Raw genomic sequence first — 20,725 nt, forward strand, 5'->3', positions numbered from 1 at the left:
AAGTTAATATAAATACTCTTGCTAGTGATTTAGTAGTGATAATGGTTATGAGGAAAATAATCCCTTTTTCGTGTAGAAAAATCACTTCACCGCAAGCGATTCACGATATTCCTCAGCATCGACATCAGCTCTAAAATCAATTGTTAGTTCTCCATACTCATCCAGTTTCTTTTGGACCTTATCAATTGGCACCTTAAAAAACTCTTTTCTACTGTTAACTTTATTAATTCGATATGAATCAAAATATCGATGTAATTCTGACTCCAGTTTATATGCATCATAACTAAATATTAACGCATGGACATCAAATTTGAACGGAACAGAAGCACTACTCAATTCACTAATGCGTTCTAAAGGATCTATACGTCGTGTGACACCAATCTTAACAACCTCCTTACCAAAAGCGCCAATATTGCTAATCACATATACATAACCAGCCAATGCATGTGCTGTTCGATAATCTAGCTCTTCTTTTTCATCTTCACGTTCTTGTACTTTAACACCTAAATCGATAATTTGATTTTCAATTGATTGCTTTTCTTCGTCGGAAGTTGCTGTTTCTAATTTTAGTTGTAAATCAACGATTAAATTTTGATAATGCTTTATGTCCTTGTCAATTAATTTCTTCTTGCTCTGAATTTCCTTCTGCAAAGCTTTTTCTTCTCTTTCACGTTCGCGTTGCTCTCTCAATTCTTCTTTTTCATCTTGTTTTTTTCGTTCATATTCGTAAGCTAAATACAATTCTTCTAATTTTAAAGTTAAAAATTGGTTCGTCAGTGAGAGTCGATTTGAGTGATTCAATTTGTTTAACTGTTCAAAAGATTTATTAATTCTATTTTCAACTGATTGTATATTATTATATTTGATTTTGTTTATCGAAGCTTCACATTCGTTATTAAATGACCTAAGAATTTGTTTTACATTATCATTTGTCATTTTTTTACCTTTTGCTTTACTCCCATCTACAGTCCAATTTTCAAAATAGTTCACTGCACTTTTGTCCTTTATCATCTGCTTTTGGTGAGAACGAACTTGAGCTAATTTATCTTTATATCCTAATGAACTAGCAAAATTATACTTTGGTAGATATAATCCAAATGACTCCATTAAAAGATCGTCTTCCGCTACTATAAACTGTCTTCTCAGATTGTTTAACTTTTCTTGTTCCGTACTAATATCATTAGTAATTTGTCGTGACTTACTTTCATGATTTTTAAAATCTTCTTTAATTTGTTTTAAATCTTTTTCTTGATTTAAAATTTTTTCCTGTAATTCCAACACCGTCATTTGTTCTATTGTCATTTCTTTTTTTCTTAGTTCATCTAAATCATATTTTAGTAATTCAATCTCTCTTTTATAATCATTTACTTTCAAAAAATCAAATATCCCCATCAAAATTCTCCTCTTCACTGAAATTCGAGTAAAAATACATATTAATTTAAAGTTATCTTAAAAAAAATCTCTTAATACATTTAAAATTATATTGAGCAAAAAAATTAATCGCTACTCTCATGGAGTTCTCCTGCATACTCATTATATTGTTTCAAAACAAGCGAGCCTTCTTTATTTTCGATGTATTTAATTTTTGTAGTCTCATAAATAAGCTCTATCCATTTACTATAAAAATCTAAATAAAACGCTCCACCCAGTGATTCATCAAGAGAAAGTAAAAACAATTTTGCATCATTCATTAAATTGTCCGATTCAGACAATATTTTTACTAAGTCCGATACACATTGATCAATTACCAAGTTTAACTTCTCTGACCGTTTTTTCAAACTAATATGAGCTTCTTTTTTTATTATATATAAAATATGCGCAAAATATAACTGTTCAAAATCTAACCTACTATTCTCAAAATCCGTTAGTTGACATTCCAATAAAACAAAAGGATAGTCGAAATAACTTCTACTTATTTTTTTTATATTCTCTGGATTTGACATATTAAGTAACCAATATCCTGATAACGAAATTCCTAACCATTTTAACTCATTAACATACTTACTTTTTTTTATCGCTTCCGCTTCTTTATCTTTACCATAAAGCTCTAAATGAAAAAGCAAGTGTCCTCCGATTGGAAAATGTTGATATTTATCAACATTAGATTCTGACTTAGAAATCGAAATAACGTAGATACTGTAAAATAAAGACAGCATGTTTTCTAAATTTATTTTAAAATATCCTTCAACCTCATTGACAGTATCAAGAAATGCTTGAAATATTGATTTTGCCTCTCTAAGATTATTCGTTCCTTCTGAAAACCAGATAGACTCAAAGTCGTTAATAATAGTATTCATTATATCTAGAAGTTTTATTTTCGTATCGTTATTCTCATATATCTGATTTTCTAAACTTTTATTAAAAATGTGAATTAGTGATTTCTTATCTGCATTTTTACGATAAGTTATACAATCAAGTTTTCCACGAAAAACCTTATCCATATAGTTATTTCCTATTATATCTGTGTTACAAATTATTATTACCTTTACATTATTATTTTCTATTAATTCATTTATAAGTCCTGTTACAATATTATATTTTTGTAAATTAAAATTTATAATTTCATTATTTCTTTGTGATAGTATTTTAATAAAAGTGTCTTGTATTTTTTTAAATTCATCATCTACGTTTTTAAGCTCAGGCTCAGATGAAAGCCCTTTAATCCCTTTAGTAATCTTCTTTCTATCGTAATAGTTTTTTCCATCCAACGATGTAACTATCCCTGATGGTGTTATTCTTTCAAAATCATCAAAAATAAAAATCGAGTCAGATGATATATTTTGTAAATTATATGTTTTTTTTAAAATGCCAAAAATTGGTAATCCCACCACCGGTATATACTGAACCCAATTAAATACAGAATTATCATTTACTTCAATTTGTGTTTCTATCTCTTTTAAAACTAGCTCCCTAGAGTCTAGTCCAAAACAAGATATTTTGTAAATTGGGCGCTTATTGAATCTGAAATGTTTATCAAAAAAATCTTCGATAAGGTATGTTTTCCCACTTCCCCATTCTCCAGAAATTAAATAGCCTTTGTTAGAAAATTTTCCAGTTGTATCCATTAAATAATTTGAAAGACTTTTCTCAAAAGAAGTTACTGGATTTACTTTTGCTAACTTTTCAAACCAAGGTCTGAATAAATAGTGTAATACAAAAATCACAATACAAAAAAAAATAATAATGATCGAAATACTTCTGCTCACAGTATAAATAAATGTATATTTTCTTATTGAAAAGCCAAATAATAATTTTTGTTCTTCTATGAAACTTAAAATATTGATAATTACTTTTTTAAAAATAGTAATTTCTGTTACCAAAACTATGGCAACACAGGTCACAAATATTTTTTTTAGTTTGTTTCCATAATTTGAAAACATCTTAGATAAATCTGTATAAACCTTATTCATTTATGCCATTGACCTCATCTCTTTTTTTTTATAACATCTCACGTACTTTCCCATAGATTACACGCTTTTGCTTATCTACTGAGCTAGCACTACAAGCCAAAGGTTCGTCCCTTATCCTTTCCCTTTTTCTTGTTAGCCTAAACACCTTTTATTTGCTTATCAAACATCTGCTTAGGCTCATTTTCAGCTGTATCTTTAAACAATTCAATAATTAGATTATTTAAAACTGTCGTCCTATATATCACTTTAAAAATCCCGATCAGGAACCTCTAGTATCTAATTTCTCCCTATATCAGATTCATGATATAAGTGACTTCATCGTCATTGAGTACTATACAGCCCATCCTAGTCACAACTATTATATCACTTTCTCCGATATAGTTTAACAACTCTTTTAATTATGGGTGTCTATTATCTTTTCCACTCAATTTATCCGAAACTGCCTTTGTTACCGCCTATTGCGATTCATCTATTAGGTACACTACAACGCAAAAAAGAAGACGAATAAATCCGCCTTCTACCTTAACAACTTCTTATATTATCAATCCTAAACCTTCCGATCAATCTTCCGGGTAATTAAAATCGCCACCCAGACAGCAGTAATCCCACCGACTAACTTACCAGCGATCATCGGGACAATCATCTCTCTGGCAACCCCAGCGGTAAAGCCTAAGTGATCACCTAAGACAAAGGCTGCCGAAACGGCGAAGGCAATGTTAATAATCTTCCCACGTTCGTCCATTTTTTTCAGCATTTGAAACATCGGAATACTATTAGCTAGTGTCGCGACGAGTCCCGCGGCAGCAATTTCGTTAATACCTAAAATTTTACCAAGACTTAACAAAGGTTTTTTGGCTACGCGAGTAATTAGCTCAACTAAGACAAAGGCGCCTGATAAGGTTAAGGCAATTTCTCCGACAATTTCTAGCCCTTCCGTTACTGGGGTTGTGCCAGGAATTAAGGTAATCCCGACTAGTAGTTCTAAGGCTCCCACAATCAAGCCAAATATTGCCACTACGACGACACCTTTACCAAAGATAGTAAAGCCTTTAATCATCTGATTAGGAATAAACCATAAGCCTAACATAATTAAGACAGAAACTAAGACAATCGGAATTAAGTTCGTCAAAATCATAGTTAAATCAAAGCCTGCCACTACACCACCGACAAATGTTCCTAAAGGAATCGTAATCATCCCTGAAAGAATCCCTTTAGCTAAATAAGGTTGGTCACTTTTATCAATAATGCCTAAAGCCACAGGAATCGTAAAAACAATCGTCGGTCCCATCATCGCTCCGAGAATCGTCCCGGCAAAAAGACCAGCTTCTGGCGTTAAACTCATTTCCATCGCTAAAGGAAACCCACCCATATCATTGGCTAAAATCGTTGTGGCAAACATCGCTGGATCAGCATTTAACATTGTATAGATGGGAACGATGACTGGTTCTAAAATAATTGCTAAAATCGGGGCTAGAGTAATAATTCCCACCATCGATAAGGCTAAGGCACCCATGGCCATTAATCCTGCTTCAAACTGACTGCCGAGTTTCAAAGGTCCGCCTAATGCATAATCAATGCCACCAACAATTAACATTAGGACAATGCCATACATCACTAATTCGTTAATGTTCATTTCATTACCTCCATTTTTAACTTGTTCATTACAGCTTTTTTACTTAACTTTCCAGATCGATAATGCCGACAATCAAGGCATCAATCGGAACATTCCCTTTAGCTAAACCAACTCTCGCACTGTTACCGACTGTGACTAAGACACGGTCACCTAGGCCTGCTCCAATATTATCTACAGCAACTAACCTTTGTGTTCCAGTTCTTCCCTCACTACTTTCAATGTCAACTAATAAAAACTTTAAACTATGGAGCTGATCGTGTTTGCGAGTTGCCCAGAGCTTATCGACTACTTTTCCAACTAACATCCTGATCCCTCATTTCTGATTCCTGTTTAAACGGTGATAATCGGCGATTAACTCCCGGGCCAAAGGAGTGACAATTCGCTGAGGTTCGCCTTCAAAATTAACATTCCCTTTTTTTAACTGCTCTTGGACTTTTGCCGCCGTTAAGACGTTAGCTTCCTTAGGCACTTTAGTTTCTTTTAAGAAAATCACACCAAAAGCTTCCAAATTAGCTTCCCATTTACGAATTTTTTGTTGCAACTTAAAGGGGGCTGCCCCTAACTGTTGCCGGTATTGACAGCCTTTGCGACTAACAAATACAGGGTTTTTCGACCACAAATGGGAAATAATTAGCTCTTCTTGCCAATCTTGTGGAGCTAAGTTTGCCACTCGACTAAGTCTCCCAAAAGTCAATTCAGTCAAACAAAGTCCGTGGCTAGGGCCGCCTTTAGAACTTAGCTGAAAGCCTCTGCCTTTTAGATCCTTAGTAATTGCTAGTTCCTCCTTGCCAAGGAGTTGCAACGGAATTAATGATGACTCTTTAGCTTTGACTTTTGCCAGTCTTCCTTCTTTTGCCAAAATATCGAGAATTTCAAAGAGGAGCATCTCTCGTAAGTCTTCAAAATTAGTCATCTTTCTCACCTACTTGGCAAAACAGTGCCTAGATCGCCTGGTTCAAAACCACAGGCATTCGCCTCATCATAATCAATATGCAAGACACTTCTGAACTGAGAACTTACCCGAACCTGCACGTCTTCAAAAATCACCGGTCGCTGACTTGCCATTTTAACTCGTACCTTCTGGCCCGTCAGGAGTTGATGTTGCTGGGCATCTTCTGCCGAAACATGAAGATGGCGTTGAGCAATAATCACCCCTTGAGGTAGACTAACTACCTTTTCCCCTACAGCAATAATAATTCCTGGAGTATTGGCTAAATCACCACTTAGTTTTACTGGTAACCTTAAGCCTAGTTTAAGAGCGTCTGTCTTCGATAACTCGACTTGGCTTTGTTCCCGAGGTGGGCCTAAGATTGCCACATTTTCCAAGACCCCTTTCGGACCGATTAGACTGACTCGTTCTCGGTAACGGTATTGACCAGGTTGAGATAACTCTTGGACAGGTGTTAATTGGTAATCTTTACTAAACAGTTCATCAATGGTCTTTTGACTAAGATGGACATGTCGGCCACTGGCTTCAACTTTAATCTGCCAAGTCCTTTTAACTTGTTGGACTAATTGGCTGACTAGTTCATCAAATAGTTGCTCTGTCATCTTTCCCCCGCCTTTCCCAAACCTTTTTATAAGAGAAAGAGGTCAGTCCAGTTGAACGACCTCTCTTCTCTAAGCTATTTCGTTTTCGGTAAAATTTCATCGACTTCAGAATGGGGTCTTGGAATAACGTGAACTGATAATAAGTTACCTACCCGTTCAGCAGCTGCCGCCCCAGCATCTGTTGCAGCTTTAACAGCCCCAACATCCCCACGTACCATGACTGTCACTAACCCGCCACCGACATGTTCTTTCCCAATCAACGTCACATTGGCCGCTTTAACCATGGCATCGGCTGCTTCAATCGCTCCGACTAATCCTTTTGTTTCAATCATTCCTAATGCATTGGCATTCATTTATTTTCCTCCTAATATGATGTTCTTGATTTTTACAACTTAGCTAAGACTGCTTTGACAATTTTGTTAATAATTTCTTCACTAATTTCCGGCGTTAGTTCTTTAACTGGGCCTTCTTCCATGATTTCTTCAATAGTTTCACTGGCCATTAAGTCCCCTTGTTCAACTAAGCCATATGCCACTCGCCGCCGATTAAACAAATGTTCTGGGCCGATGTTGTCACTGCTCGAACTGCCACCTACTGCCCCACAACCTAAAGTCATAGCCGGCATTAATGCCGTTGTCCCACCAACTGCGCCTAAAGCACTACCGGCATTGACGATAATTCTAGAAACAGGCATTTTCAAACTAAACTTCTTAACCACTTCTGGCTGTTCCGAATGAATCGCCATCGTATGACCTTGCCCTTGGAAAGTTAGTAACTTAAAAGCTAACTCACTCGCCGCCTCTTCATCAGAGACAGTATAAAAGGCTAAGATAGGTGCTAACTTTTCCCGAGAGAAAGTAAACTCCCAACCAACATCACTTTCTTCCACCATTAAAACTTTTGTCCCTAGTGGTAACGTAATATTAGCCAGTTCAGCAATTTTCAAGGCAGATTGACCGATGACTTGCCGGTTGAAATGACCTTCCTCGTTAACTAAAAGATTCCGTAAACGTTGGCTTTCATTGCTACTTAAAAAATAACCTCCTTGCCGTTCGAAAGCTTTAATGACTGTAACTTTACTGCTTTCTTCAACGATGACTGATTGTTCTGAAGAACATAGTAAACTATTGTCAAAGGTTTTCGAGGCAATAATCCGTTCGACAGCTAAGGCGATATTCGCTGACTTTTCAATAAAAGCGGGACTATTCCCTGGGCCGACACCAATCGCTGGGTTCCCAGAAGAATAAGCAGCTTTCACCATGCCAGCACTACCTGTGGCTAAAATCAATTTAGTTAAGTCATGATTCATCAAAGTGGAAGTACTTGCTAACGTGGGCTTCGTTAAAACACTAATACTATTTGGTGGCCCCCCTGCTGAAGCGATCGCTTGACGTAAAATTTTAACTGTCGCAATCACGCAGTTCACTCCTTGAGGATGGGGGGAAAAGACGATACTATTCCCACTTTTCAAAGCAATTAACGTTTTATAAATGACTGTCGATGTTGGATTAGTGACTGGTACTAAGGCTGCGATCACACCAACTGGCACTGCGATTTCAGCGACTTTTTTTTCCTCGTCAACAGCAATCTGACCGACCGTTGGCAACTCGCTAATCTCAGCAAGTAAATCTTTCGAAGCAAAGGTATTTTTAATAACTTTATCTTGCCAACGGCCGTAATTCGTTTCTTCCTGGGCTAACTTAGCTAATTTCACCCGGTTGTCATAGGCAGCGTGACTGACAGTTTTACAAATTCGATCAATTTTGTCTTGAGAATACGTTCCTAATTCCGCCTGGGCCAGCTTAGCTTGTTCTAACAGTTCAGTAACAACTTGCTCTTCAGCACCTTGGGCTCTTTGAGTAACCTCACTACTCACTTGTCATTCCTCCTATCTTTTGCTCTTTTTTTTACTAGCTTTTGATGGACTAGACTGACTTTCCGCTGGTTCAACTGCAACGGTTTGGCTGTCTTCGGCTGTTTTAAAGTTAACAGCTTCTGGCAATTTTTTGACCTTTTTCTTAACTAAAGGTTCTTGCCAAAGCATGGCTTTCGCTTCATTCGCAACTCGAGGAATCACGTGACTACTAATTAAGCAGCCTAACTCTTCCGCCAGCCCTGCTCCAGCTGCCACAGCGACTTTGACCGCACCAACATCACCGCTTAATTGAATCGTCGTTAATCCACCTTGAATTTTTTCGGCATTCAGTAACTCGACATTGGCGGTTTTCAAAGCCGTATCGGCGACGACAACTGCTCCTAAAAAACCACGAACTTCTATTAAACCGAGGGCTTGATTATCCAAATAATAACCTCCTTGTTTTTTGACTTTAATAATAACTCTCGACTACGAAACTAATTAAAAGCTCAGAGGTCGGCTAGCAACTTCCTTAACTCCTTGGGCGAAAGCCTCACAAGCCACTTGGCAGGCACTTTGACTGCCAGTTAATAAGCCGCCACCAAAATTCGTCTCCGATGGTGGACCGTAAAAACTAACTAATTTAACATCTGCTGCTTTGAGGGCCACATCTAAGGCGTAAATACTTTCTAAAGGTGGGGCAATTAAATACGCTAACGGTTGCCCTTCTGGAATCTGGGCTAACTCAGCTAAATAAGGGCCACTGCGAGAAATTAGTTGGGCGTAGTAAGGAATACTATCATCTTCATTGGCACTAATGAAGCCAGTACTTTGACTAACTGACTGCTGGATAATCTCTAAACCACTTTTAACTTCTGCTGGTGTCGGGCCGGCAATAATTCCAATAACTTCCCCGGCTAGTTTAGTTGAAGCGTTCCCTGCCCCGGCATAGAGACTTTTAGCATACACAACGACAACATCTGTTTTTTTCGTCGCCTCATCTAAAGCAACGTACAACACATCGTCACAATCCGCAGTGACTAACCCAAAACTTTGATGCTCTTGAGTCTTAAGGTTAAAAGCTTCAAGCAACCCTTCGTCACCTTTAGCAATCAACTTTAAACTTAAAATTTTCGCTCCTAATGGATCATTCAACATCGTTACTCACCTCCTGCTCTTCTTTTAAGGCTACGCCGGATTTCTTTTTAGCAACAATCGTGGCAATCACTTCTGCAATATAAGCCCCGGCTTCAACAGCCGGTGTTCCGCCTTTTTGAATATTGGAAATAACTGTGCGACGGGCTTCTGGCATCCCACTAGTTGGACGGTAAGCAATGTAAGCACTCATCGATTCTGCCGTGACTAAACCAGGGCGCTCACCGATTAACATGCAGACACACTCGGCTTCCGTTAACTCGCCAATGGGGTCCATTGCTCCTACTCGGGAATATTTAATAAAGAGAGTTTCGGTATAAGCTAAATCAAAGAGTTTTAGCCCTTGCTTAATCGCTGGTAAGATCGTCGCTAAGTTGGCTTCAATTGCCGCCGAACTCAAACCATCTCCAACAACAATTTGGACTGGTTGCTGCCCTTTAATCCGCTCCTTAATTTCAGCTTGAACCTCTTCACTAAACTCACGTCCAAGGTCTGGACGAGTAACGTACTCGTCTTTATCCTGACATTTCGTTTGAATCGGAATCAAATCGAGTTCTTCAATTAACTTCGTTGAAACGTCTGAGAAAACAGCATCTTGAGCTGCCGCATGATCTGCCCGGAAACGCAACATTGACTGGGTTTTATATCGTGGACCAGCTCGCCACAAACCTAAGCGGGCTGGGGTAAAAGCTTTCATCCGTAAATAGCCTTCTTCATCTGAAGCTTTTGGCACAAAAAATTGTTTTTTAATATCGACTTCCGTAATATCCGGTAAATAAGCTTCCTCGCCTTCGGCCTCTTCTAGTGGGAGGACTTCCTGTTGATTGCCAGTTTCTAAGCCTTCACCTAAGCTTTCTAAGATCGTTTGCCGTTCCTCAGGCGGTAATTTAGCAAAGTAGTCACGAATTAAGGATTCAACTTGACCTGCCTTTTCCATTCTTATTCCAACCCCTTTCTATTTTAAGAAGATTGAGCCATCGCCAGCTCGTTCCGTTAAGCGACCATCAGCCATAATGCCCATTTTTTCTAACCATGTTTCAAATTCCCGAATCGGTCGTTTATCCAGCAAGTGGCGCATCGTCGCCGTTTCATGAAAACCAGTTGTTTGATAATTAAGCATGATGTCATCTGCGTGAGGGATTCCCATAATAAAGTTAACATTGGCAACACCTAGTAAGGTCGTTAAGTTTTCGGCATCATTTTGATCGGTTTTCATATGATTCGTATAACAAATATCACAACCCATAGACAAGCCAGAAAGTTTCCCCATAAAGTGATCTTCTAAACCTGCTCGTAAGACTTGGGGTGAATCATACAAGTATTCTGGCCCGATAAAACCAACAACGGTATTGACCATAAAAGGATCATAGGCTTTAGCAAAACCATAACACCGCGCTTCCATTGTGACTTGATCCGTATCATAATGGGCATTTGATGACAGTTCTGACCCTTGGCCGGTTTCAAAGTACATCACATTAGGCCCAACAACGGCACCAGTCTCTAAGGCTAAGGCTTGGGCTTCGACTAAATCTTGACTATTAAACCCAAAGGCCGTGTTGCCTTTTTCAGAACCAGCAATCGATTGAAAGACTAACCCAGTTGGACTCCCCCGACGCATCGCTTCAATTTGCGTTTTAATATGAGCTAAGACACAGGTTTGCGTTGGGATTTCCCACTTATTTTTAAAATCATCAAATTTATTTAAAATCCGCATCACACTTTCCGTTGAATCATCCACTGGGTTTAAACCAATTAGAGCATCCCCAATTCCAAAAGAAAGACCTTCCATCACCGTGGCCATAATGCCATCGATATTATCTGTCGTGTGATTTGGTTGCAGGCGGACAGACAAGCGACCTGGTTCGCCGATTGTTGTATTCGCTGTTTTAATGACAATTATTTTTTGAGCGCAGTAAATCAAGTCTAAGTTCGACATGATTTTAGTGACTGCAGCTACCATCTCTGAAGTTAAGCCCCGAGCCAGCTGCTTAATATCGTAATCTGTCGTCTTGAAATCGAGTAAATACTCCCGTAACTCCTCTACTGTCCAATGTTTAATTTTTTCGTAGGCCCGGCGATTGACACCGTCGATGATCACCCGAGTGACTTCATCTTCTTCGTAGGGAACGACTGGGGCATTGAATAAATCTACTAACTGCAACTGACTTAAAACAACTTTAGCTGCCACCCGCTCTTCTGCTGATAAAGCTGCTACCCGGGCTAACAAGTCCCCGGATTTCAACTCATTGGCTTTCGCTAACACTTCTTTAATCGTTTGAAAACTGTACATCTTTCCAAAAAGTTTTGTTTTTAAAATCATGGGATTTTCCTTTCCAACCTAATTAAAAATTAAGGTTTTAACAACAACAGGCAAGACATCCCCAGCCGCAACTGGCCGTCCAATATCGAGATAGTCACCATTTTCAATGGCTACCCGGTCAAAACAGACAAAGGGATAACCTTTTGGCAACAACATCCCGATAGATTGTCCCAGGGCCTTTGCCATATCTTCTTCAACACTAATAACTAAAGTTTCTTGATTCTCGATTAGTTCTCCTAATCCAGCCAACACCCCTGCTGCTAGTTCACCGACCCTTTGAAAAGACGGGTCAACTTCCCCAACTAAGCCTAGGGCGATTGCTTGTGAGCCTTGACTTAATTTAAACCAATTGAGTTTTTGGCGAATGGCTTGACCAATCTGCTCCGAACTTCCTTCCTCGTCTGCTAAACTTAGCTTCAGAACTGGTCGGTTTTTGATTGGTAAAATTTCTTTCCGATAAGTAATCGTGCTGCCACTAATGGAAGTCGCATGGGATCCTGCGCCAACCACTGTCGCCCGCAAAGTTTCCCGCGCCTTCAAGACGTTAAACGCTTTCATAATCTCTGATTGAGCAATTTCTACCCCTAGTAATAAGCCAATATCTCCGTATTTAAAAGGCTCTGTTAAGGCCTCATCTTTAATATAATCTGCCACTCCACCGGAAAAAGACACTGCTTTGATTTCCCGTTGAATTAACAAACTTTCTGTCGTTAAGATCCCTTGATAATAAGGACTGACTGGACCTAAATTCAGACTATTAGCTAACAGTTGAACCATAATCTTTAGTAATGGTTTTAAAGCTTTGGGGCTAACAGTCTTTCCTAAAATAAAATCAAAGCCTTCGCCTTCAATAATAGTTTGTAATTTGGGAGCGATATAAGTAATCCGTTGAGTCTCTTGATCAATTTTAATTAAACGACCGCCAATGTCTAAACAACTTGTGCTAATCACCTCATTGTCATAAAAGAGGGCTAAATTAGTCGTGCCACCACCAATGTCTAAGTTAACAATCGTTGTGTGGTGTTCTTTCGAATAACTTTGAGCTCCCGCCCCACGACCAGCTAAGATACTTTCCAAGTCAGGACCAGCTGTCGCCACTACAAAATCCCCAGCGTACTCACTTAAAGCTTGAGTGACAGTCTCAGCATTTTCTTTCCGAGCAGATTCCCCAGTGATGATAATCGCGCCAATATCAATACTTTCTTTGCTAATGCCAGCTAACTTGTACTGCTGGCTAATAAAACGTTCTAAAGGAATAACGTCAATTAAATGATTGCTACGTAAAGGTGTAAATAAACTTGGGCTTTGATAAATCACTTCTTTTTCGGTAATCGTGACCCGGGGGACCGTATAGACAGTCGCCATATTTTTAATCGAAAGTTTAGCGATAACCATTTGGGTAGTTGCCGTTCCTAAGTCAATGCCGACACTTAATAAATAATCTTTTCCCATGCTAGCTCCTCCTTAAACTGATTGAGCCTTTCAACAACAGCTAGTGAGACAAGATTAACATCTCAGCAATGTCAATAATCGGACAGCGGTTTTCCATACTTAAACGGCGCATCTTTTGATAGGCTTTTTCTTCTGTTAATCCTTGACGACTCATCAACATGCCTTTCGCTTGTTCGATTTTAATTCGTTGACTTAATTTATCATTGAGGGTGGCGATTTCCTTTTCTAGTCTCTTAATTTGTTGTTGTTTTTTAGTCACTAACTTGAGAATTAAAGCCAAGTTGTGCCCTTCATAAGGCGCCACTATAAACCCATCAACTTCATCAGTTATTTCTTTGGCTTCCTTTAGTTCTTTTTCATTTCGACTTGTAATAATCAAGCTTTCAGTCAACTTTTTTTCAACAATTATCTTAGCTAAATTTAAGCTATCCTTCTGCAATAAGGTACTACTTAAAAAAATCACATCTGCCTGTTGTAAGTCAGTCACTTCTAACAACTTAAAGACACTGTTAACTTTAATTACTTGAAACTCCCGATTTTCCAAGAGCTTTTTTAATTGCTGACTTTCCTCTGAATCATAATCGACAATGATTATTTTCCCCACTTCAATTCCCCTTTTCTATCTAACTTACGTTCGTGTCACCTCAGTGCAAGTAAAGTTCAAAGTCTTTGCTAGCTCTTTAACTACTGCTGTTAAAGCAACTTCCACCGCACTAATTTCACCAGTAATAATCACGGAGCCACTAAACCGATCAACTAAACTTAGACTGACTTGACTGGCTTTTAAAGCGACGTCTGCCGCAATAATCGCCCCTTCACTCGGAGTAATCGTAAAAACTCCTAAGGCTTCCTTGTTACCTTCGATAATTCCTAATTTTTGATAACTATCTTCCGTTGGATTAGCCATTAAGTGAGCTAATGTGACTTGTTTACCTGGAACATATTCTTGAATAAAACGTTGTTTTTCCTCTGCCATTTAGCACCTCACTCTCTCCCCATAGAAATTAAAAGGATTAAAAAAAACTGCCTAAAAGACTAACTTAGTCTTTGGGCAGCCTCGTTGCTGAAAATAGTCTTCACATCAAAAAAACAGGAAGCACCTTATTGTGCAACTAACGCTCCCTGTTTGATTCTTAGACAATTTAACTAAAAAAGTCTCGTATCATCCCAGGCTTACGTAAACTAAGGCGCGTTAAATAAACTTAGTTCACTTTTGCTGTTTTACCACGAAACAGTCCGATTATACTCAGTTTAAATCGAAAGACCTGACTTTAAGCTCGCGCTTTTCACAGTGGCGGGACCGTGTTGGATTTTCACCAAACTTCCAGCGATTTAGACCTTTTACTAGCTGAATTCTAACATAAAAAAAAACAGCCTGCAAACATAATAATTGACTTCTAATAAAGATATTTATTGTTCATTTGACGCGAACAGAGCTGATCTTTGTATTACGTTTAAATAGTTTAAAATAACAACGCAATCGTCTCTTTCCGTTTTATAACTTTAATTATAAAAGACTTGGCTATTCCGTCGGTAATTAATATCTTTACGACCTTCTCGATAGTTAATCAACCGAGCGGCTGCATAAAAATAATCTGATAAGCGATTTAACACTTTTAAAACATCTGGATTGATTTCCCCGGTTAAACTAGTAGCGACTACTTCTCGTTCCGCTCGGCGCGTAATCGTCCTGGCAATGTGTAACTGGCTAGCGACGACAGTTCCCCCAGGTAAGATAAATTCAGTTAATTTCGGGGGATGGTGTAAATAATAGTCAATCTTACTTTCAAGCCAAGGCGTTACCCCTTGTTCAGTCCGATAACCTTTTTGACTTGTAGGTGTTGCCATATCAGTGCCACAATCAAATAACACTTGCTGAACTTCTATTAAATCATGTTTTAAGTCGATGTCATGTTGCAACTGACTAATGATCAAGCCCACATAAGAATTCAATTCATCAATCGTTCCATATGCACTGACTCTAATCGCCGATTTACTCATAATTTCGCCACCGATAATACTTGTTGTACCACGGTCACCGGTTTTCGTATAAATATTCATCCTCTCAACTCCTTTTAGTCATTCTTTAACTGTCTCTTCTTGTAAAAAGGCGAGCAATTGACTGATTCCTTGCTGGTTCACGGCTGACACTTGGAAAATTCGCCTTGCACCAGCTACTTTGAGACGGCTTTCTAGCTGGCTTAATTGCCTTTGGCTGACTGAGAGATCAGTTTTCGTAATAATTCCAATTACTGGCCGTTGAAACAAGGTGGCAAAAGCGGGTGGGTAAGGGTCTAGCTGATCCGTTAAACTATGAACTAAACCAACGATATCAGCTTCCAAGGCTGATATTTGTAAGGCACTGTATAATTGACGCCTTTGGGTAAACTCCCCAGCAGTATCGATTGTTAATGGGTAAAATTCAATGCCTTGGGTTTTCTGGTAACTCATTTTCTCACCAGCCAAAGCTTGGCATAAACTCGTTTTTCCTGAACTGACTGGGCCAACTAACATTAACCGTTTCATCTGCAACCTCCTCTGACTCTGTCCTTTAAGTTTTAGTAATCGCTGTACTCGTTATTTTTAAGCGTTGATTTAAGGCTTTTAAAACTGCTTCAAGGGCCACTTCCACTGCCGCTATTTCACCAGTTAACATGACCGCTCCACTAAAACGATCCATAAAAGCAACGTTGACTGGCCCTGCTTTGGCAGCAATGTCTGCCGCGATTATCGCACCTTCCCCTGGGGTGATCGTTAAAATTCCTAAAGCCTGGCCTGAATGTTCACTGAGACCAATCTTAGTGTAGAGTTCTGGCTGAGGTTGAGCGACAATATGGGCAATCGTCACTTGGCGACCTGGCACTGATTCTTGAATAATTCGCTTTTTCATAAGTTTTTCCTTTCTTAAATCACAAAAAAACAGCGCAAAAGAAGTTATCTTTTGCGCCGTTGCATCTCTCGTCACATCGTTGTGACCTTTTTTTTAGTTTAACAAATCTCTTAGCCCAGGTCAAAATTTTAAGTTAATTCCCTTATTCTGATAAGGTTAAGCTTGGATCAGCATTTAAGTTCCAGCCAGCATAGTTACCTTTAGCTAGTTCAATACTTGCAGCCGCCCCAATCATTGCGGCATTGTCACCACAAAGTCTTAAAGGTGGCACGATTAATTTCACTTCAGGTAGTTCTTCAAGAACAGCTTGACTTAAGGCAGCTCGCAACCCTTTATTAGCCGCTACTCCCCCAGCCATAATCAGTTGCTTAACGTCGTAAGCGTGACAAGCTTTCAAGGTTTTAGTAACTAGGACTTCCACGACACTAGCCTGAAAACTAGCTGCTAAATCTGCTTTATCTAAGACTTCGCCCTTTTGTTCGGCATTGTGATACCGATTAATAAAGGAACTTTTTAAGCCACTAAAGCTAAAATCATAATTTGGCTCTTTAAGCATTGCCCGAGGAAAATTAAATGTATCTTGACCTTGATGAGCCAATTCGTCTAACTCTTTCCCACTTGGGTAATTTAAGCCTAACACCCGCCCAACTTTATCGTAAGCTTCTCCTGCAGCATCATCTCGGGTTTCACCAATCACTTGATACTCCCCATCAGCCTTCATATAAACGAGTTCTGTATGACCGCCACTAACGAGTAAGGTCATTAATGGAAACACTAACGGCTCAACAAAGCTAGCAGCATAAATATGGCCAGCCATATGATTAACTGGGATTAACGGTAAGTCATGAGCCCAAGCAAACGCCTTAGCGGCACTAATGCCAATTAATAACGCCCCAACTAAACCAGGTCCTTCGGTGACGGCTACTGCTGTTAACTCTGAAACAACCACTTTCGCCTCACTTAAAGCTTCTTCCATACACAAAGTAATTTGCTCCACATGATGACGACTGGCGACTTCTGGAACGACACCACCAAATCGGCGATGGCTTAAAATTTGGGAAGCCACAATATTTGATAAAATGTGATTGCCATTTTCAATCACAGCAACGCTAGTTTCATCACAACTACTTTCAATTGCCAGAATTAACTGTCTCTTTGTCATTTTGTTCTTTCTCTCCAGTCTCCATAATCAATCCACCTCATTGACTATTTTTTGCATCATAATCCCATCTTCACGAGGATTGTGATAATAATTTTTACGGATGCCGATTTCTTGAAAACCAGCTTTTCGATATAAGCCAATCGCTGCCTGATTGGTTCGCCGAACTTCTAAGAAAAAGCTCTTAACTCCTTGACTAGCCATCGTTGCCAAGGCTTTTTCAAATAGTTCCATTGCGACTTTTTGCCCTTTAACACTAGGATCAACGGCGATATTGATGATTTCTGCTTCATCTAAGACTTGATGAAAAATCACATAACCTAATAAGCCCTTAGGTGTTTCTGTCAAAAAATAAAAGCTCCGTTCATTTTGTAAATCTGCTAAAAATTGAGCTTTTGTCCAAGGGGAACCATAGTCATAAGCTAATTCACTTATATCCCAAAATTTTTGGGCTAAGTCGGTTTGAGGGGTTTCAAAGTCTTGATTCATTATTTCCGCTCCTCAAAAACATAAAGCATATCTAAGGCATCTTCCCCATTGCTTAAGTAATAATTCTTTTTAACCGTTCGAGAAACAAAACCTAGTTTCCGGTACAAGCGTTGAGCGTCCATGTTACTGATTCGGACTTCTAGTGATAACGATGCGTACTCACTGCGTTTAGCTGCTTCGATGACTTCTTCTAATAAGATCGTTGCTAAGCCACGGCCTTGGTACTCGTGTAAAACTGCAACGTTAGTAATATGGCCGTCCTCTTGTTCAAAGCGAACACCGATAAATGCAACAGCCTGCCCCTCATGTTCAACAATTAAGTACAACACTGGTTGGGGACCATTTAATTCTGATAAAAAAGCGGTTTTCCCCCAAGGAACATCTCCTTCATAGGCATCTTTTTCAATCGCAATTAACTGACGAATGTCAGTGTAGCGGACTTCGCGAAAAAGAAATGTTTCCTCACCAACTTTTTTTTCGCTAGTTAAATAAATTAACTGTTTCGTCATTACGACGCGAACTTTATCAAAAAAGTTAGATTTTTTCGACATAACTTTCCCTCTGTTCATGATTATTATTATTGGCTAACCAATTTTCTTCCGCTTCAACTAATTTTAAATAAGCTGGCACAAAGTCTTCAACTGAGGGGACAACTTCCCCAGTTAAGCCTAACTTAGCTAGGCTTAAACTGTTTACTTCATGATAAGCAGCTGTGAGATCGATAGTTGTTTTAACAAGCGATTCCTCAATCAACTGACTAAATTTGCTAAGATCACTACCGACAAAACGCATCTCTTGGTCATAGTTCTCTAACTCAAGCAACCACTGCTCAAAACTAATGTGTTTATCAGGAACAATCGTCACTAACTGACTGCCTTGCCACTGATAAATCCCGGTATAAACATTATTTCGACGGGCATCAAATAAAGGCACGATCAAGCCTTGATAATCTAGAGAATTAGCAGCTAGACTCGCTAAACTTGAAATCCCAACTAACTCGACACCTAAGGTCCACGCTAAGGTTTTAGCGGTTGTCACACCAATTCGTAAACCAGTGTAAGAACCTGGTCCTTGGGCCACAACGATTCGTTCAATTCCTTGAGGTGAGATTTGATTTTCTTTCATAATAAAATCAATGGCCGGCATTAAGGCTAAACTATGATTTTTATTTGTTGTTCCTGTATATTGACCGATTAATTGTTGGTCATTGCAAATCGCCACACTTAATGTTTGATTAGAAGTGTCAATTGCTAAAATCTTCATATTCTACCCATTCCTTCACTTTGAATTCTTGACTATTATAGCATAATTTCTAAAACAATAAAAAGGAGCTGAATCACAGCTCCTGATTACTTATAAACTAGCTAAAAATTGTTCTGCTTCCGTCGTCGATAAGCTTGTTTTAGCTAGTTCGGCAATTTCCTCTTGATCATTAATAAAGCCTAAGGCTGGGATTAAGTCACAACTTTCTGATTTAAAGATTAAATACAACTCGTAAGTACCGTCCTCTAGTCTAATTAAGCTACCAACTTGCCCTTGGGCCTGACTAAAATTACGCCACTGCTCTGATAAGTAAAAGGCTACTTGGCTTAATTGTTGAGCATTAGTACTGCTTAATTTGATTGCCAACACCGGCCATACTAGAACTTCTCCAGAAACTGCCTTAAACAACGGCAATTCTAAGGTTCTAAGAACTTGAGCTTCAGTAATCGGCGCTAACCCTTTGCCGCCTTGATAATGACCGTGTTCACCACGACCATCACTAAAAATATAATAATGAGGGAAAACTTCTAAAAGATCAGTCAATTTACTAAAATAGCTTTGATCTTGGACTAAGGGGTGATGTTCTTCCATAACAAAAGCACAGTGTTCCAGGACTTTTGGTTGCTCTAAGTAATGATAAATCCAACTTTCGCCAGCTAAATTCATCCGAATCCCCCGGCGGTTAGCTTGGCTTCCTTGATTGGCTGACCCTAGATAGCCTTCATTTTCTAAACATAAAGAACATTGGGGATAGGCTGAAGCTTCCTCTAAGTCACGCTCCTTCAAGGGCTGCTGATTAAGTAAAAAATCACCTTGAGGACTAGACAGCTTAACTAATGTATCAGCTAACTGCACTTTGACGTAACCATTATCAACCATTAACTGATAAAAATAATTAGTTGCGCCTTCAGGGTCCTTAGCATGGTGTTCTGCGAACAAGGCATTGATGACTGAGGGTGGTGGTGTCAGAAAATCTCCTAGTTTGGCTGCAAAATCAGCTTGCTCTTGCAGTGAGTCACTAATGACTTTTTGCTCCGTCGCAACTGCTGTTAAACCTTTAATTAGTTGACTGACTTCTAAGTAATCTGTCGTATTAACAGCTAAGGTCTCTGGGCTAACTTTTAATAGTCCTCTTAATTGATTCGTTAAATACAAGCGATCTAATTCCATCCAGCCACCTGCTTGAATGGCTAATGTTACAAATTCATTAATCATTTGATTATTTGTCATTGTTAAAACTCCTTATATCATTAAATTATTCCCGGTGCTTATCTTCTTAATCATACACTTTCTAAAGATTATTTCAATAAACTGGCAACAAAAAAAAGACTGGCAAGGGGACTGAACCCTTAAAATGAGACAGTAATAAAAACACCTATGCGGTTGCTTGTTTTCGATAATCTATCGGAGATAAGTAACCGTATTTTTGTTGAATTCTCTTTTCATTATAATACTTGATGAAATTTTGTACAGTTTCGATTACACTAGTAGTAGAGCATCCAAGCTCTGACTGTATTGAGAACGTTTCAGACTTTAGAGTGGAATGAA

Annotated in this window: 24 protein-coding genes and 1 riboswitch; all 24 genes read right to left on the reverse strand. The window is 38.8% G+C overall.

Annotated elements, in window-relative coordinates:
• Positions 1-81: 81 nt before the first annotated feature.
• A complete protein-coding gene (locus tag CBF35_RS13125) occupies positions 82-1,392 on the reverse strand; it encodes an SNIPE associated domain-containing protein (RefSeq protein ID WP_126781966.1) in 1,311 nt (436 codons plus the stop codon).
• Positions 1,393-1,496: 104 nt separating this feature from the next.
• Positions 1,497-3,410 carry a P-loop NTPase family protein gene (locus tag CBF35_RS13130; RefSeq protein WP_126781968.1) on the reverse strand — a complete coding sequence of 638 codons (1,914 nt, stop codon included), beginning with the start codon at positions 3,408-3,410 and terminating at the stop codon, positions 1,497-1,499.
• A gap of 547 nt (positions 3,411-3,957) precedes the next feature.
• A complete protein-coding gene (gene eutH / locus CBF35_RS13135) occupies positions 3,958-5,043 on the reverse strand; it encodes an ethanolamine utilization protein EutH (RefSeq protein ID WP_126781970.1) in 1,086 nt (361 codons plus the stop codon).
• Positions 5,044-5,086: 43 nt separating this feature from the next.
• On the reverse strand, positions 5,087-5,347 hold the full coding sequence (locus tag CBF35_RS13140; RefSeq protein WP_126781972.1) for a EutN/CcmL family microcompartment protein: 261 nt from the start codon (positions 5,345-5,347) through the stop codon (positions 5,087-5,089).
• Between the two features lie 9 nt (positions 5,348-5,356).
• Positions 5,357-5,956 carry a hypothetical protein gene (locus CBF35_RS13145; RefSeq protein WP_126781974.1) on the reverse strand — a complete coding sequence of 200 codons (600 nt, stop codon included), beginning with the start codon at positions 5,954-5,956 and terminating at the stop codon, positions 5,357-5,359.
• Positions 5,957-5,961: 5 nt separating this feature from the next.
• A complete protein-coding gene (gene pduL, locus CBF35_RS13150) occupies positions 5,962-6,594 on the reverse strand; it encodes a phosphate propanoyltransferase (protein WP_126781976.1) in 633 nt (210 codons plus the stop codon).
• A gap of 74 nt (positions 6,595-6,668) precedes the next feature.
• Positions 6,669-6,947, reverse strand: coding sequence for a BMC domain-containing protein (locus tag CBF35_RS13155; protein WP_126781979.1), 279 nt, complete (start codon positions 6,945-6,947; stop codon positions 6,669-6,671).
• A 32-nt stretch (positions 6,948-6,979) separates the two neighbouring features.
• Positions 6,980-8,470 (reverse strand): aldehyde dehydrogenase family protein, encoded by a 1,491-nt coding sequence (locus CBF35_RS13160; protein ID WP_126781981.1) that lies wholly within the window; start codon positions 8,468-8,470, stop codon positions 6,980-6,982.
• A 12-nt stretch (positions 8,471-8,482) separates the two neighbouring features.
• The gene (locus CBF35_RS15080; protein WP_126781983.1) at positions 8,483-8,896 is read right to left on the reverse strand and encodes a BMC domain-containing protein; all 414 of its coding nucleotides are present in this window, start codon (positions 8,894-8,896) and stop codon (positions 8,483-8,485) included.
• Between the two features lie 54 nt (positions 8,897-8,950).
• Positions 8,951-9,607, reverse strand: a complete 657-nt coding sequence (gene eutL, locus CBF35_RS13170) for an ethanolamine utilization microcompartment protein EutL (protein ID WP_126781985.1) — start codon at positions 9,605-9,607, stop codon at positions 8,951-8,953.
• Complete coding sequence (eutC, locus tag CBF35_RS13175; RefSeq protein ID WP_126781987.1) at positions 9,597-10,541, reverse strand: ethanolamine ammonia-lyase subunit EutC; 945 nt, start codon at positions 10,539-10,541, stop codon at positions 9,597-9,599. Before eutC ends, eutL begins: the two co-directional genes overlap by 11 nt.
• An 18-nt stretch (positions 10,542-10,559) precedes the next feature.
• Entirely contained in the window at positions 10,560-11,924 is a 1,365-nt protein-coding gene (locus tag CBF35_RS13180; protein WP_126781989.1) for an ethanolamine ammonia-lyase subunit EutB, read from the reverse strand.
• An 18-nt stretch (positions 11,925-11,942) separates the two neighbouring features.
• Entirely contained in the window at positions 11,943-13,376 is a 1,434-nt protein-coding gene (eutA, locus tag CBF35_RS13185) for an ethanolamine ammonia-lyase reactivating factor EutA (protein WP_126781991.1), read from the reverse strand.
• Between the two features lie 40 nt (positions 13,377-13,416).
• Entirely contained in the window at positions 13,417-13,980 is a 564-nt protein-coding gene (locus tag CBF35_RS13190; RefSeq protein WP_126781993.1) for an ANTAR domain-containing response regulator, read from the reverse strand.
• A gap of 24 nt (positions 13,981-14,004) precedes the next feature.
• Positions 14,005-14,352 carry a BMC domain-containing protein gene (locus CBF35_RS13195; protein WP_126781995.1) on the reverse strand — a complete coding sequence of 116 codons (348 nt, stop codon included), beginning with the start codon at positions 14,350-14,352 and terminating at the stop codon, positions 14,005-14,007.
• Positions 14,353-14,584: 232 nt separating this feature from the next.
• Positions 14,585-14,729: riboswitch (adenosylcobalamin (AdoCbl) riboswitch) on the reverse strand.
• A 150-nt stretch (positions 14,730-14,879) separates the two neighbouring features.
• Positions 14,880-15,437: a cob(I)yrinic acid a,c-diamide adenosyltransferase gene (locus CBF35_RS13200; RefSeq protein WP_126781997.1), complete on the reverse strand. Its 558-nt coding sequence runs from the start codon at positions 15,435-15,437 to the stop codon at positions 14,880-14,882.
• 18 nt (positions 15,438-15,455) lie between these two features.
• Positions 15,456-15,902 (reverse strand): EutP/PduV family microcompartment system protein, encoded by a 447-nt coding sequence (locus CBF35_RS13205; protein ID WP_126781999.1) that lies wholly within the window; start codon positions 15,900-15,902, stop codon positions 15,456-15,458.
• Between the two features lie 25 nt (positions 15,903-15,927).
• On the reverse strand, positions 15,928-16,266 hold the full coding sequence (locus CBF35_RS13210) for a BMC domain-containing protein (protein ID WP_126782001.1): 339 nt from the start codon (positions 16,264-16,266) through the stop codon (positions 15,928-15,930).
• A gap of 142 nt (positions 16,267-16,408) precedes the next feature.
• Positions 16,409-17,428 (reverse strand): tRNA (adenosine(37)-N6)-threonylcarbamoyltransferase complex transferase subunit TsaD, encoded by a 1,020-nt coding sequence (gene tsaD / locus CBF35_RS13215; protein ID WP_126782003.1) that lies wholly within the window; start codon positions 17,426-17,428, stop codon positions 16,409-16,411.
• A 27-nt stretch (positions 17,429-17,455) separates the two neighbouring features.
• Positions 17,456-17,914 (reverse strand): ribosomal protein S18-alanine N-acetyltransferase, encoded by a 459-nt coding sequence (rimI, locus tag CBF35_RS13220; protein WP_126782005.1) that lies wholly within the window; start codon positions 17,912-17,914, stop codon positions 17,456-17,458.
• Positions 17,914-18,465, reverse strand: a complete 552-nt coding sequence (gene rimI / locus CBF35_RS13225) for a ribosomal protein S18-alanine N-acetyltransferase (RefSeq protein ID WP_228026026.1) — start codon at positions 18,463-18,465, stop codon at positions 17,914-17,916. The genes rimI (CBF35_RS13220) and rimI (CBF35_RS13225) overlap by 1 nt, the downstream gene beginning before the upstream one ends.
• Positions 18,449-19,177, reverse strand: a complete 729-nt coding sequence (gene tsaB / locus CBF35_RS13230; protein WP_126782007.1) for a tRNA (adenosine(37)-N6)-threonylcarbamoyltransferase complex dimerization subunit type 1 TsaB — start codon at positions 19,175-19,177, stop codon at positions 18,449-18,451. Before tsaB ends, rimI (CBF35_RS13225) begins: the two co-directional genes overlap by 17 nt.
• A 90-nt stretch (positions 19,178-19,267) precedes the next feature.
• Entirely contained in the window at positions 19,268-20,407 is a 1,140-nt protein-coding gene (locus CBF35_RS13235; RefSeq protein ID WP_126782009.1) for a hypothetical protein, read from the reverse strand.
• 145 nt (positions 20,408-20,552) lie between these two features.
• The coding region (locus CBF35_RS15145) for an IS3 family transposase (RefSeq protein WP_148112177.1) at positions 20,553-20,725 on the reverse strand (173 nt) is incomplete at its 5' end.

Origin of the sequence: Vagococcus salmoninarum (genome assembly GCF_003987495.1) — a bacterium.
Classification (GTDB): Bacteria; Bacillota; Bacilli; order Lactobacillales; family Vagococcaceae; genus Vagococcus_D; species Vagococcus_D salmoninarum.